This window comes from Propionivibrio sp. (assembly GCF_049316945.1).
In the GTDB taxonomy this organism is placed as follows: domain Bacteria; phylum Pseudomonadota; class Gammaproteobacteria; order Burkholderiales; family Rhodocyclaceae; genus Propionivibrio.
Map to the genome: position 1 here is coordinate 1 of NZ_JBMOJE010000130.1, position 12,652 is coordinate 12,652.

The window sequence follows — 12,652 nt, forward strand, 5'->3', positions numbered from 1 at the left end:
AAACTAATTTCCTATAAATACTGAATAAATACGGACTGGATCAGGAAGTCTGAGATTAGGCGGTAGTAGAAGGTGCCTAAAGCTGCCCCGGAGCCTATGTGTAACGACCTGCATTCATAAACGGCCCGACCTGCATTCAGCGGCTTTTTCGACCAGAATTAACTGCGTCCAGCGCCCACCTCAAACCAGAGATAACTGCGAATGAACCTGCATTCATCCGCGCCGACCTGCATTTGATCGGCGCAAACCAGCAATAACTGCAACTGGCCATGTCAGACGGTCGCCTGCTCACCCAACTCGATACCGTTAAAGTTGGCGATTTTCACTGTACCATCCGGGAAGCGGGCAACGATCTCCAGTTCGCCCCCCATCGCTTCGATGTGGCTGCGCAACGTGGAGATATACATGTCGGTACGGCGCTCCATTTTCGAGATGCTGGCCTGGTCCACATGAAGCACCCCAGCAAGCGTCTTTTGCGACAACCCACGTGCCCGGCGTAATTCCGCAAGAGGAAGTTCCTCCAGGAGTTGACGGTAGATCGCGTCGGAACGTGCGCGCGACGCCGGCGTCATCTTGTTCTCAAGCTCCGCAAATTTCCTAGTCATCGATCAGCCCTTCCTTTCTCAGTAATTCCAAATGCTCGTCATACAACCGATCCGCAATTGGCACATTCTCGTCATACCAGCGGTCATTGCCTGTTTTGTCACCGCCCAACAACAGGATTGCGCATCGGCGAGGGTCGAAGGCAAACAGCAATCGATATGGACGACCGGCATGTTGGACGCGAAGCTCGCGCATATGACCATGCCGCGATCCATTGATGCCGCTCGAATGCGGAAAACGGAGGCTTGGCCCGAACTCGCCGAGCAGCTTCACACTGGCGCGGACGGATTCCTGCTCATCATCGCTGAGGGTTTCCCACCACGCTCCGAACTCATCTGTAAATTCGATTTCCCATATCATGACTAAATTATGCACTTTAGCACATATGCCGTCAAGTGCATACATTGGCGATCACTCTATTCCAAAAAACGTGGGTTTTTTGGAGCTCTATTAACTCCATTCGACTGGTACAGCAAAGCGCCATGCGGGTCTTCCATAAACTCGGTTCAACAATCTTCGTCCAGAAATACGCCATATTTATGAATTTCTGGACTGGTAGTCAGTTGCAGTTATTGCTGGTTCGTACTGATGGAATGCAGGTCGGCGTGATTGATTGCAGGTTCATTCGCAGTTATCTCTGGTTTGAGGTGGGCGCTGGTCGCAATTAATTCTGGTCGAAAAAGCCGCTGAATGCAGGTCGGAGCGTTTTCAAATGCAGGTCGTTACAGCTATCTATAGCTGGGACGGGATATCATTTGACATCAATGGTAATGGTGATGAAACGGATATTCAGTGGAACGTGGGCATTCTCTCAGGCAACGACACCATCGTTGGCGGAGTTGCAGCAGATAAACTCGCGGGCTTCGCGGGTAACGACATTATTGATGGCGGTAGTGGCATAGATACGGCCACTTTCTTCAGCAATCGCTCTGCCTATACCGTCACCAAAACAACGACTGGATACACCGTATCGGGAGGTACGGATGGAACAGATACACTGACAAATATCGAACGCCTCCAGTTCTCCGACCAAACCATTGCACTGGATAATAGCGGTAACGCCGGACAGGTTTATCGCCTCTATCAAACGGCCTTCAATCGCACACCGGACAAAGGTGGTCTCGGCGACTGGATCTATGGGATGGATCATGGCGCGTCACTGCTTGACGTTTCTGCGGGGTTCGTCAATTCGGCTGAGTTCAAGTCAGTGTATGGCGCGAATCCAACAAATACAGAAGTGGTTACGCGCTTCTACCAAAACGTTCTCCATCGCGCCCCAGAGAAGGCCGGATTCGATTACTGGATGAACCAGATTGATAGTGGCGTACAAACACGGACACAGGTTCTGACGGGTTTCAGCGAAAGCACTGAGAATCAGGCGCAGGTGATTGGTGTGATTCAGAACGGGATTGAATATACGCAGCACGCTGTTTGATGCAGGCTTTAGATTCAGGGGTTCCACGTCCTAGCCGGCGTGAATGGCAAAGAGAATGCCATCAGGCACGGTGCGGGCCTCCGTAACGCGCGACACCATCGGGGATTGCACCGGTGGATGGGGTGTGCGGGGAATTATGGGCAAAACATCATTCCAGCAATAGCTATCGTTATTAGCTAAACACGATAGCTTGACAGTTGCCGCTGTGTTGGCTATTGTAAAAGACATGACCACAGGAGTTTTTGTGAAAACTTTTACTGCCACTGAAGCGAAAAACAATTTTGGCGCTGTTATCGAAGCGCTATCTCATTCTCCTGTGCGTATTGAAAGGAACGGGCTTCCCGTCGCTGTCGTAGTTTCTGCCCGCGAATTCGAGGCGATGGACAATGATTACGCCATGACCAAAGCGAAAGCCAGTTTGATAAGGCATGATCCGCTTACCGTAGCGGTGCTAACCCAGTATTCGAACGCAGAGATTGGTTCAGTTGAAGCGGCGAATAAGCTAGGACTTAAATTCCATGGACAACTACTCGATTTGCTGGGACTAACAGACCTCCCGTTCCCTTCGCTTCCGGCGGATCGGATCGATGCCATGGTTAGCGAACTTTTGAGTGAAGCGGGATAAATTAAGGAGTAGTCATGAGGCCATCGGAAGCCGTAAAAATGCATCGCAGCGAAATCCGGCACATCGTTGAGAAAAACGATGCCATAAATCCGCGCGTATTTGGCTCGGCCATTCATGGTGACGACACGGAAGAGAGCGATCTGGATTTGCTTGTTGACCCCATCCAGGGCGAAACAACCTTGATGAGCTTGGTCAGTATCGAAATGGAAGTCTCGGCTCTTATTGGCATGAAGGTTGATGTCCAGACCCCTTTAGCTTTGTCGGCCAGATTCAGAAATGAAGTGCTTCACGAGGCGGTGCCACTGTGAGCAAAAGAACGTTGCAAGATTGGGTTGATGATGTTCATTTGTCGATGCGAAATATCGAATCTGACATGCTCAACATGTCGGAAACAGAATTTCTTAACGACGGCAAATCAATCCGTGCTGTTGCCAAAAGCATCACAGACATAGGTGAAGCTGCGCATCAACTCATGAATGAGCACCCAGAGGTTGAAGCCAAGCACTCAGTTGTTTGGTCACACCTAGTAAAAGTATATGCCATGAGAAATAAGGTGACACATGGCTATTTCGGTCTGGATGCTGGAATTGTCTGGAGCACGGCAAAGAAAAGTCTTCCTGTGTTTGAGTCCCTGATAGACAAGATAACCGTCCTATCTGATGAGGATGACGGAGATGGTGATGGCACTGGGGGTGAAGCGGCCGGCGGCCTTTCAAGGAGACCTTGTGGTTCAACACCTGGGATGGGCTAATCAGAACGGGGCCGTTGTCGGGCACATCGGATCGATGCCATGGTTAGCGAACTTTTGAGTGAAGCGGGATAAATTGAAAAAAAAGCTTGTCGAGGTACAGCTTGTTATCCCTGATGCGGGCATTTTAATTTCGTTAGCGCATGGGGATTTGCTGGGTGTTATTTTAGAATTTGCGGATACGGTAACGGTTGTAATTACCGACATAGTCAAATTCGAAGTTACACGACGGGCCGATCTTTTTGACGCCAAGAAGATCGAAGATTTCCTTGCTGAAAACAAAGATCGAATTAAAGAAATAGATACTGGGTATGGCCCAATTCTTGAATTAGCCAGAAAAAACCCGGACATAAAATTGCCTGAAAATATTGGTGAGCACTCGATCTATGGTTTTGTGAACGACATCCGAAGCGAAAAACCGGGGATTCCAACGCTCGTATTGTTCGAAGATAACTGGTTTGTCAAAAACGAACTGGGGTCGAGACCGACAATGGTTCATCTGGTTTCGCTTGTGTCTTTTCTGCGCTATGCAGAGCAGGTGATCCCTGATTTTTCATTTGAAAATGCAATAGAAAGAATTAAAAACACACGTCCAAATGTAAATCTAGTGAAGATTGACTCTCCTGGAAAAAATTCTGCTGTTGGGGCAGAAACAAATTGGAAGCCCGCGTTTAAATCGCAATCATTGAGTATGTAAAAGCTGAGGGTGCTTCTTCATGGATAGCAGGCAAGCTTTGAATAAGGAGGGGGTTGCCTTGATCCGCAAAAGTGAACTGCTAGGATTGGCTTTCCCTTATGACTATGAGTACGAACAAGGAATAGCGGAAAACACCCTAAAGCTTAAATCCAAGTCGCCTAGTCCGTTCTGAACAACTTAATTTTGGAATGTCAGTGTCTATAGAAGCAACTATTTTGAATCGGATCAACGACCGACTGTTGGCTTGCAGGGAATCCGCAAGTCAAGTTGTTGCTGCTCTCAAGGATGTTGGTGTAGAGGCGGTTCCTTTTGGATCGACGTTACGAGGTGACGTTCATACAGATTCAGATCTCGATATCCTTGTGTTGGATTGTGATGGAGTGCCCCGAGGCGTCGTAATGGAAATCGCTGAGAGGGCTTCATCCGTAGCTGTGGATGTATTGTTTGCGGAAGATGTAAAGCCAGAAGTCCTTAACTTGATTGAACAGGAGATACGCCGTGGCGATCAAATCTGCTGAAGGTATCCGGACATTTTTTGCGCTGCAATCGCTTGAGGTTGATTCAATCAAAACAGAATCGCGCAAGATACCGGGGAAGTCAGACTGGCTTATTACTCACCAGGATAGCGATCTGGCAGAATCGATTTGTGACAGTATCGCTTTAAAAATCCACGGTATTTACACCGGGATTGAAAGCGTTCTGAAAAACACGGCTAAAGAATTTGATGGTTACATCCCCGAAGGGGATAACTGGCACTCAAAATTGCTTGTGCAAATGTCTGTTCAGATTGGGGATCGAAACGCCGTTGTCAGCCAAGTGACTAAGGATGGGCTTAATAATTTGCGTAGCTTCAGGCATTTTTTACGCAATGACTATGGTGCCGTTCTCGACCAAACTCGCATTGTCGAACTTGGCAAAGTGGCGGTAACAACAATTGAGTTGTTCGAGCGAGACTGGGTGGGTTTTCAAGCGGAATGTTTAGGCGAGAACAGCGCCAAAGCAGACGATGTTAAGGCAAAGAGGCCAGGCGGATGCTCGATGTGACTACCCCCTTGGCGTCACGTCCACAATCAGGCAAGTCATCTATGATCGCCAATAACCCACAAAGCTGGCTTGATATTGCCGAGGATGATCTTACTTTCGCGCAAAAACTTGCCTTGCCACCCGATCCACATTGAAAAACTGCGGAGTACCATTGTCAGCAGGCCGCAGAGAAGGCAGTAAAAGCGTTATTGGTGCAGCGCGATGGCGCTATGGATGATTTGAAGCTCACGTCAGAAGCCCACAAAGATTTCCATTCTGAATTTGGTGGTTACAAAAAATGCGCCTTTCTGTCAGCACCGTCAACACATTGGTCAGTCTCGCCGGAAAACATTTTGGTGAAGATGCACAGGTTCGCGTCTTTGGATCGCGCACCAATGATTCGACGCGCGGTAGTGACATCGACCTGCATATCGTCGCGCCGACTTCAACCTTCCGCGACGAAATTGCATTTCTTGTAGAGGTCGAACAGAGGCTCGATGAGCGGGTCGATCTGCGCGTACAGCGGGGAGAACCGTTGTTGATTGACACAATAGCCTGTAAGGAAGGGGTGCTTCTTCATGGATAGCAGGCAAGCCATCGCCACACTGAAATCAAACACAGAGCGGCCCGACAAATCAGCAGCCCTAAAAGCAACGTATCGCGATGCCGCGCTGCTGCGCACGCTTAACGACCGGCTTGCAGAAGCAAATTCTCCTGATGCGGTTTGGCATGACGCGGAAGACGTTTTTGCGGAGCTAGAAGCCAAATATGCGCGTTAAGCTTCTCGCGTCCGCCAAGTCGGATCTTCGAGAACACGGAAAGTATTACCGCGAGACCGGCGGCGCAACGCTGGCACGCCGGATGCTGGCACGCATGAAAACGCCAATGTTGACGCTTGTCGACAACCCTAGAATGGCTTGATCGACGCGTTCTTTTTGGGTGGCAAATCAACTAATTTTGCGGAAAAATTGCGCCCCGCTTCCCTTGTTAATGGTGTCGTCTTTACGTAGAAATGTGGCGTCGACGGTTCTGGAGCGTGGGGTTGTACGCCCAAACCCTCGAAATTTCCCGCAGGAATCAATTCGGCACGAGAATCCCAAATAAGGTGTCGCAAAAGTGTATTGTAATTATGCACTTTCGCACCGTTGTTTTGCGACACGAGAAACCTTGATTCTATTGAGTGCGCCCACTTGTTGTAAAACTTAGGACTTGAGCGACGATTGTCCTTTGTGCTACATTGCACTTATTGTGTAACACATAGAGGCAACGCCATGAACGAAGCAACTTTTACCTTCCGTGTCGATGAAGGATTGAAAGACCAGTTTTCCACGGCCGCGAAATCCCGCGACCGTACCGGCGCGCAGCTCTTGCGCGACTTCATGCGTGATTTCGTGAAGCAACAACAAGAAGCCACAGAGCATGACTCCTGGTTCCGGCGTGAGGTGCAAATCGGCCTCGACGCGGCCAATGCCGGCGATGTGGTTTCAGCAGAAGAGGTCGAAGCGGAAGCAGTAGCCTGGCGCGCAGAGACACGGCGCAAGATGGCCAGCGCTAATTCGTGAAATTGGTTTGGACGCGACCGGCGCGAGAAGACCGAAAAGTAATTCGCGAGTACATCGCAGCCGACAACCCAAGCGCGGCGCTCGATCTCGATGAGCTTCTATCCGAGAAAGCAGCCCGCCTGGTGGATCATCCTGGTCTTGGTCGGCCTGGCCGACTGCAAGGCACGCGCGAGCTTGTTGCACATAGAAACTACATCCTGATTTACGACGTTGCCGGTGACTTGGTGCGAGTGCTACGCGTACTGCACGCTGCCAGGCAGTGGCCACCAGTAAGACATTGAAGGGGCAAACCTTGACGCTGAGGCGCAACAGAGATTCCGTTCTGGCCGTCGCAGCCAAAATCAAGCTGCAAAAAATGCCGTGTGTATCCAAGGGATGTAAGCCCGAACCCCAGAAAATTCCGTCAGAGCAATCGGCTTGATTCGTGAGAAAATAGCGCGGCTAAACCTTCACCAACGCGCACGAAAGAACAGGCCACCGAACCCCCTTCGGTACTGGGTGGTGTGACTCCAGCCCGTGCGCTCCACAGATAGGGGGTAAGCCGAAACCCTCGAAATTTCCCGCAGGAATCAACTTAAATATCAACTCAAATTGCCCTGCGAAAGCTCACTATGCAAATTGTCAGAGAATGTCTCTGGTCGTACTTGAGCATAGCCAGACGCCAAAGCGGTTGAGATGAATACCGTTACCTCAATCGGCACTCTCCTTGATTTCAGTATAGACCTTGGCATTGAGGCGCAACGGAACTGAAAACCGGGGTAAGCACATTGGCAGTTGAATGGCGCGATACCGCATGGGTGCAGTGTGACGTGGTGTGACCGAGTCACACGTATTGATGTTCCAAAGGAAATTTAAATGACACTCGAAGAGGCCAAGGCGATGGCGTTCAACGCGGCACAGGAAAGGTTGCTCAACCCGGACTATCAACCGACAAAGGACGAACTGGCGGCTATCGACCTGGTTCTTATCGAACAGAAACGGAAAAGAGTGGCCGACACTGAAAACACACATGCCACCTTGACGTAGAGGCGAGCGCGGGGTTTAGGGCAACGAAACGCAAAAAACCGTTAAGCAGAGACCGCCACGGCATCGCGCAACTTTTGATACAACGTCTCCCGGCTGATGCCGAAGTCAGGGTCAGGCCGAGAGGCAAGCGAGAGCGAGGCAGGTGCGAAGCGCAGGGGATCAGATAGATCGGGCGGTTGCATATTTGCCTAAATGAATAGACATATGCTATAATACGTTTATGCAACCACAAACTATTAATGAGGTATCAAACCGTATCGCAATGGATGTAACGAACGGCAAAGATATTTGGGGCTCAATGCCGTATCACGTTAATGATTTCCGGCACTGGCTATTGAGTTTAATATCCGAGGCGGGGAAAGATGCCGACTCCGTCGTTTCGATGGCGGTCAAAGACGCCCCAGTAAAGACAGGCACCCCGGTTACCGATGTTTATCTTGCCGGCCTTGCTGAATATCTTTCTCAGAATCACAATTTGGTGGTGCCCTCTTGGGCGAACGATCCGCAAAACTTCTTAAAAGAACCTTATTACACAGGATCTAAACGCCTTCAAGACTTGTTGACAGCAACCACTCCGTCAGCCTGGCGTCGTCGATTGCTTTTTTGTGGCGAGAGTTCTTTTTGACTGTTGTTTTGCAGTGTTGCCAAAATGCTTTAACATATAGTCTAATTTGATGTTTCAAAGGACTCGGTAATGAAAATTGGCTGGACTCTTAAAGAAGCCACAGACGATTTGAAAACCGGGGCGATCGTCGCTAGCCGTTACGAAAATGTGTTGATAATTTCATCAGAAGCCGCGCCCAGCTTGGGTTTGCGGCTTCTTTTTTTGGAGAAATTATTACCTTCAGTGGCTAACCCCCTGAAAGCTAGTCGCCAACCGGGTTTGAGGGTTGGCAGCCAGAACAAATCAACACGTAAACGTAACGGCTAGCGATCGTCGGGTTCGTTCTTGAAAAAACGATGGAAGGCTGGTTTTTGAGATTGCGCTTCAACTCAACCTTGGCCGTATCCGACGGCTACATCATCGACGCACGGCGTAAGACGCCGCGACCATTCTCGACGGCAGCGACAGCACTCGGTGTTGCTGAACAGATTGGGTTTTCGGTGACTGGATTGCGAAGTCGAGAACACATACGCGGAGTTGCGACAGATTAGACCGGCAGTTGCCGGTTTTTTTTCATCAAATTTAACGGCAATCATAAAGGCAAGGTCAAGACCGCCGCTCGCGCCAAAACCTAGTTTGCAGTGAGTCGATCGGATTCGATTTGGATTTGTCGCGTATTTCAACTTGAAACGTCTCGCAAGCCGCCTAAATGTCGTTTATTTTGACTCTGGCTAGGGTTGGGTACGTTTAAACAAACGACACTAAAGTTGCATAGGATTCAAGCAGAGACCGCCACGGCATCGCGCAACTTTTGATACAACGTTTCCCGGCTGATGCCGAAGTCACGAGCGATAGCCACCTTTTTGTCACCGGCAGCAGCACGTCGGCGCATGTCCTGCACTTGGTCATCGGTCAGCGTGGATCTCCGGCCAAGGTACTTGCCTTCACCCTTCGCAATGGCGATGCCTTCCCGCTGCCGGTCGAGAATCAAGGCCCGCTCAAACTCGGCGACGGAACCCAGCATGTTCAGCATCAGGTTGGCCATTGGCGAGGCATCGCCGTTGAACAGCAGATTTTCCTTGTGGAAATGAACCTGTACGCCGCGCTTGGTCAGTCCTTCAACCAACTGCTTGAGGTCGCCCAAGTTACGCGCCAGCCGATCCATTGAGTGCACGTGCAGGGTGTCGCCTTCACGTAGAAACTTCAGGCACTCATCCAGTTGTGGCCGGTTCATATCCTTGCCGCTGATACTGTCCTCGAATGTCCGGTCGAGCGTCAAGCCGTCGAGCTGGCGCGCTGTATTTTGCAGGATGCTTGAAACCCGAACGTATCCGACTTGTTTGCCTGACATGATGCTTCCCTTTGGTTAATATGTCAGGTTTAAGTTTAAGACGTTCGTTATTGAGTGTCAATTAATACAAAAACGATTTATATCTGACGTGAAAAGTGTCAGGTAAAAGTGTCCGGCTGGGGTGTAGTCAACTCTGACGATTTGTAGGGGCTATTGCCCCCACAACTGCCCGACCTCGACCAGTGCCCGTTAATCGTGACAATCACGATTTGCATCAACACTATCGGCAAGGTTTCCGTTACTGCGTAACGAATCGGAAAGTGTCAAGTTTAGGGGTGTAAGGGGATGTAAGCCAAAACCCTCTGCAATATGCAGTGCGCCGCATATTCTGGGGTTCCGGCTTACATCCCCGGGCTGGAGTGTTTACGATTGCAAGGCGTTAGGGTCAGCGCAAGGATTCGTGCGGAAATGGGCAATAAGCCCAAAAGTTATCGAAACCGGTTTTGTTATAACTGCACAATGGTGTCGGGAAACAATTGTTTTCCGACACCGACCTTCACCTCGTCTTAGTCGGAAAATTCTTGTCAGTTTCTATGTACGAAAATCACTGTCGGATACTAAATCTGTACGGAAACCTCGTCGCACAGGTTTTACGGCATATGCTACACGCCTATTGCCCATTTCCGCACGAATCCTTGCGGTCACCCAATGTGGGTCGAGACCGATGTAATCAGGCTGTTATCAGTTAATGTGGTCTCATTCTCACTTAATGTGGGCCGACGCACTCGGATATTCTCAGCTAATGTGGTCCCGAAAAGCGGATGTAATCAGGTCGGGGCGTTTATGTTATCGGGCCGCAACAGCTAGCGCTCGGCTTTTTTGAGGATGGCTATGATTTCAAGGTACCCGGGGGCTTGGGGGCGGCCAGCAATAATTGGAAGCGCACGTTCACGCGCAACCGAATCTTTGAATGATGCAATATAGGTTTTTTTGCTTTCGCGGAAACAGGCTGGTTTCGGATTGTTGGCGGCGCACCATGTGCGGATTTCGACAAGCTGCCTCTCGGCTTCCTCCGCCGGCCAAAGGCGATCTTTTGCCATATAGGCTTCTTTGCTTTGTCCCTTGATGAGTTGGAAAATCGGGTCTGGAACCATGGATAGCGGGATGGGTGGGCCAAAGATGATCACGGCAAAGCCAACGGCGGCAAGGACTGCCAGTACTGAAAAGGCTATGAGGGCTTTAAGCATGATGTGCTCCTGAATGTTGGGGTCGGGGTTTAATCGTTTGATGGCGTGGCCGGGCGTTTGCGGGATGCGGTAGCTGGCTTGAGGTCGGCCTTCGGATCAATCAAGCTGATGGTGCCGGGGCCAAAGTCTTCAAAACCGGGTGGCGCTTGCCTAATTTGACAATCAATATGGCCGTTTTTCGAACACCTTAATTCGATGACGAGTTTCGCGATTTCGATGTTTGGTGAAGTCGCGTTTGCGGACTGGATGACAAACCAGAGCTTTGGGTGGAACATTTTAAATGGAATAATGCCGATGATGCCGGTCTTCTGTGCGGCGTCGTAGATAGCCATGTCCAAGGTCCGGAGATCCCAAAATGAGCATGCGGGGTGCCGGGGTGGGTTGAATGTCTGTGAGTGTCAGATAGCCCCTTGTTATCCTAGTGGCACCGACGCTAGCGGCAGGTTTGGGGGGAAGGTTATAGTCCCGAACCCTTGCTTCACGGCGAGTGCGGGGTTTGGGGCAGCGCCCCAGGGTTGGTCATTATTCGGGCATGTAGCGACTCTCACCCTGCGGAACTCAGCGGCTTACGCGCTTGGCTACAGTTAGTCGGCCTTTAAGGTGCAATGGAACGGCCAATGCAGTTAGGCTTTTAGCATTGGGCAATTCTCGAAAACGTTGGTTTTTGCGAAGTAATCCTGAGAAGCCATTCCACGCCAATGCTAGCGTACAGGGCACAATCTCAAAAACAGTTCTCGTAACTGCAAGGCCCTTTCACTGAGTTACGAGAACCGAAACGGCGGCATATGAGATGGTGCAATACCGCTTAAACCATTGCCGTTACTGACTTTTCGATCGCCTAACTGCTTTGACCGTTCCACTGGGCCTTAGACCCCTAGTCCGTGGGTCGTGCGGTTTGATCTTGGGATTCCATGAATGACCGGCGGAACGCCATGGGGTCAGAAATTCCGGCTATCGGCGCTTGCGGGTTTCCGGCACCGGAAATTATGAGTGTGCCGAAATTAAAAATGCGTCCAAAAATTCCCTGATCTACTTGAATGCTCTCAACTTTACTGATGTTGAGTTCAATTGTCCTTCGCCTGATAAAGCCGACTTTGGCAATTACACGCTTGTTAGTAAATGCCATTTCGGTTGTCTTGTATCGAATGAAGGCAACTATCCAGAGGATGAAGCCAAGCCCAAAGAAGGCTAAGCCAATAAACCCGAAAACGATCCAATGAGCGAGTGACCAGATGCTGACATGGCCCTCATAAATGACTTTCTCGTCTTTGATAAGTGCGCCTTCGATGTAACTTGCCATTTCTCATCCCTGTAAAATTATCGTTGTGATTCAAATAAAAACAACAGGCCAAAACAAAAAAATAGAGCGCCTATAACCATAGCACTAAAATGGTTCTTATGGTTTTTTGTTAAAACCAGGGTAGAACTTTACCCCAACCAGCCAGCACCCGGTTTCACACCCCACAAGACAGAATCGCCGTACCGGCGCAGCCGCAAGCGAGGTACCGTAAGGATTCCTGCGTAAATGAGTAACAGCGTCGATTTTCTATGTGAAGCAAGGAAGTAAGCATGGCCGCAAGAAAAACGAACGTTTATCTTGCGGTTAAAAATCCGGCGGTTTTGGTTGAAAATAGTGCAAGAAAACTCATTGCGAAAATCAAAGCAAGGTTCAATACCTCGATTTTTTTCTGGCGCTGCATGTTACTCATTTACGCAGGAATCCTTACCGTACCCCTTTACTGTTATCTCGCGCCCCTATGGAGCCATTTGAATCGCGGCTTAATGGAGCCA

Annotated in this window: 22 protein-coding genes and 1 pseudogene; 17 read left to right on the top strand and 6 right to left on the bottom strand. The window is 49.9% G+C overall.

All coding sequences use genetic code 11. From position 1 onward, the window contains the following. Positions 1-272: 272 nt before the first annotated feature. A complete protein-coding gene (locus ACOYNV_RS21545; RefSeq protein ID WP_422901867.1) occupies positions 273-605 on the bottom strand; it encodes an XRE family transcriptional regulator in 333 nt (110 codons plus the stop codon). After that, positions 598-1,008 carry a type II toxin-antitoxin system RelE/ParE family toxin gene (locus tag ACOYNV_RS21550; protein WP_422901868.1) on the bottom strand — a complete coding sequence of 137 codons (411 nt, stop codon included), beginning with the start codon at positions 1,006-1,008 and terminating at the stop codon, positions 598-600. Before ACOYNV_RS21550 ends, ACOYNV_RS21545 begins: the two co-directional genes overlap by 8 nt. 307 nt (positions 1,009-1,315) lie before the next feature. On the opposite strand from ACOYNV_RS21550, the gene ACOYNV_RS21555 reads away from it, so the two are divergent. The 16 genes and pseudogenes from ACOYNV_RS21555 to ACOYNV_RS21630 all read left to right on the top strand — a co-directional run bounded on the left by ACOYNV_RS21555 (position 1,316) and on the right by ACOYNV_RS21630 (position 8,650). Further along, complete coding sequence (locus tag ACOYNV_RS21555; protein WP_422901869.1) at positions 1,316-2,038, top strand: DUF4214 domain-containing protein; 723 nt, start codon at positions 1,316-1,318, stop codon at positions 2,036-2,038. 244 nt (positions 2,039-2,282) lie between these two features. Then, positions 2,283-2,663 carry a type II toxin-antitoxin system Phd/YefM family antitoxin gene (locus tag ACOYNV_RS21560; protein WP_422901870.1) on the top strand — a complete coding sequence of 127 codons (381 nt, stop codon included), beginning with the start codon at positions 2,283-2,285 and terminating at the stop codon, positions 2,661-2,663. Between the two features lie 38 nt (positions 2,664-2,701). Beyond that, the gene (locus ACOYNV_RS21565; RefSeq protein WP_422901871.1) at positions 2,702-2,971 is read left to right on the top strand and encodes a nucleotidyltransferase family protein; all 270 of its coding nucleotides are present in this window, start codon (positions 2,702-2,704) and stop codon (positions 2,969-2,971) included. Continuing rightward, positions 2,968-3,414: a DUF86 domain-containing protein gene (locus ACOYNV_RS21570; protein ID WP_422901872.1), complete on the top strand. Its 447-nt coding sequence runs from the start codon at positions 2,968-2,970 to the stop codon at positions 3,412-3,414. Before ACOYNV_RS21565 ends, ACOYNV_RS21570 begins: the two co-directional genes overlap by 4 nt. A gap of 73 nt (positions 3,415-3,487) precedes the next feature. Beyond that, positions 3,488-4,108 carry a hypothetical protein gene (locus tag ACOYNV_RS21575; RefSeq protein ID WP_422901873.1) on the top strand — a complete coding sequence of 207 codons (621 nt, stop codon included), beginning with the start codon at positions 3,488-3,490 and terminating at the stop codon, positions 4,106-4,108. Positions 4,109-4,302: 194 nt separating this feature from the next. Next, positions 4,303-4,626, top strand: a complete 324-nt coding sequence (locus tag ACOYNV_RS21580) for a nucleotidyltransferase domain-containing protein (protein ID WP_422901874.1) — start codon at positions 4,303-4,305, stop codon at positions 4,624-4,626. Beyond that, positions 4,607-5,152, top strand: coding sequence for a hypothetical protein (locus tag ACOYNV_RS21585; protein ID WP_422901875.1), 546 nt, complete (start codon positions 4,607-4,609; stop codon positions 5,150-5,152). The genes ACOYNV_RS21580 and ACOYNV_RS21585 overlap by 20 nt, the downstream gene beginning before the upstream one ends. A gap of 149 nt (positions 5,153-5,301) precedes the next feature. Further along, a pseudogene (locus ACOYNV_RS21590) lies at positions 5,302-5,355 on the top strand (HEPN domain-containing protein); the annotation flags it as partial. A gap of 74 nt (positions 5,356-5,429) precedes the next feature. After that, positions 5,430-5,717: a nucleotidyltransferase domain-containing protein gene (locus ACOYNV_RS21595; protein WP_422901876.1), complete on the top strand. Its 288-nt coding sequence runs from the start codon at positions 5,430-5,432 to the stop codon at positions 5,715-5,717. Continuing rightward, positions 5,710-5,910 carry a hypothetical protein gene (locus ACOYNV_RS21600; protein ID WP_422901877.1) on the top strand — a complete coding sequence of 67 codons (201 nt, stop codon included), beginning with the start codon at positions 5,710-5,712 and terminating at the stop codon, positions 5,908-5,910. The genes ACOYNV_RS21595 and ACOYNV_RS21600 overlap by 8 nt, the downstream gene beginning before the upstream one ends. Beyond that, the gene (locus ACOYNV_RS21605; RefSeq protein ID WP_422901878.1) at positions 5,900-6,052 is read left to right on the top strand and encodes a type II toxin-antitoxin system RelE/ParE family toxin; all 153 of its coding nucleotides are present in this window, start codon (positions 5,900-5,902) and stop codon (positions 6,050-6,052) included. Before ACOYNV_RS21600 ends, ACOYNV_RS21605 begins: the two co-directional genes overlap by 11 nt. A gap of 350 nt (positions 6,053-6,402) precedes the next feature. Beyond that, a complete protein-coding gene (locus tag ACOYNV_RS21610; RefSeq protein ID WP_422901879.1) occupies positions 6,403-6,693 on the top strand; it encodes a CopG family ribbon-helix-helix protein in 291 nt (96 codons plus the stop codon). Next, the gene (locus ACOYNV_RS21615; protein ID WP_422901880.1) at positions 6,690-6,974 is read left to right on the top strand and encodes a type II toxin-antitoxin system RelE/ParE family toxin; all 285 of its coding nucleotides are present in this window, start codon (positions 6,690-6,692) and stop codon (positions 6,972-6,974) included. Before ACOYNV_RS21610 ends, ACOYNV_RS21615 begins: the two co-directional genes overlap by 4 nt. A 574-nt stretch (positions 6,975-7,548) precedes the next feature. Beyond that, positions 7,549-7,719, top strand: coding sequence for a hypothetical protein (locus ACOYNV_RS21620; RefSeq protein WP_422901881.1), 171 nt, complete (start codon positions 7,549-7,551; stop codon positions 7,717-7,719). 220 nt (positions 7,720-7,939) lie between these two features. Continuing rightward, positions 7,940-8,344: a hypothetical protein gene (locus tag ACOYNV_RS21625; protein ID WP_422901882.1), complete on the top strand. Its 405-nt coding sequence runs from the start codon at positions 7,940-7,942 to the stop codon at positions 8,342-8,344. 69 nt (positions 8,345-8,413) lie between these two features. Then, the gene (locus ACOYNV_RS21630) at positions 8,414-8,650 is read left to right on the top strand and encodes a hypothetical protein (protein ID WP_422901883.1); all 237 of its coding nucleotides are present in this window, start codon (positions 8,414-8,416) and stop codon (positions 8,648-8,650) included. 451 nt (positions 8,651-9,101) lie between these two features. Here ACOYNV_RS21630 and ACOYNV_RS21635 read toward each other — a convergent pair whose 3' ends face one another. From ACOYNV_RS21635 to ACOYNV_RS21650, 4 genes are all read right to left on the bottom strand, one after another. Then, a complete protein-coding gene (locus tag ACOYNV_RS21635; protein ID WP_422901884.1) occupies positions 9,102-9,674 on the bottom strand; it encodes a recombinase family protein in 573 nt (190 codons plus the stop codon). An 803-nt stretch (positions 9,675-10,477) separates the two neighbouring features. After that, positions 10,478-10,861, bottom strand: coding sequence for a hypothetical protein (locus tag ACOYNV_RS21640; protein ID WP_422901885.1), 384 nt, complete (start codon positions 10,859-10,861; stop codon positions 10,478-10,480). Positions 10,862-10,890: 29 nt separating this feature from the next. After that, positions 10,891-11,193, bottom strand: coding sequence for a hypothetical protein (locus ACOYNV_RS21645; protein WP_422901886.1), 303 nt, complete (start codon positions 11,191-11,193; stop codon positions 10,891-10,893). A 542-nt stretch (positions 11,194-11,735) separates the two neighbouring features. Next, a complete protein-coding gene (locus ACOYNV_RS21650; RefSeq protein WP_422901887.1) occupies positions 11,736-12,161 on the bottom strand; it encodes a PH domain-containing protein in 426 nt (141 codons plus the stop codon). A gap of 269 nt (positions 12,162-12,430) precedes the next feature. Between ACOYNV_RS21650 and ACOYNV_RS21655 the strand changes: the two genes are divergently transcribed. After that, positions 12,431-12,652: hypothetical protein (locus ACOYNV_RS21655; RefSeq protein WP_422901888.1), on the top strand; the 222-nt coding region annotated here is incomplete at its 3' end.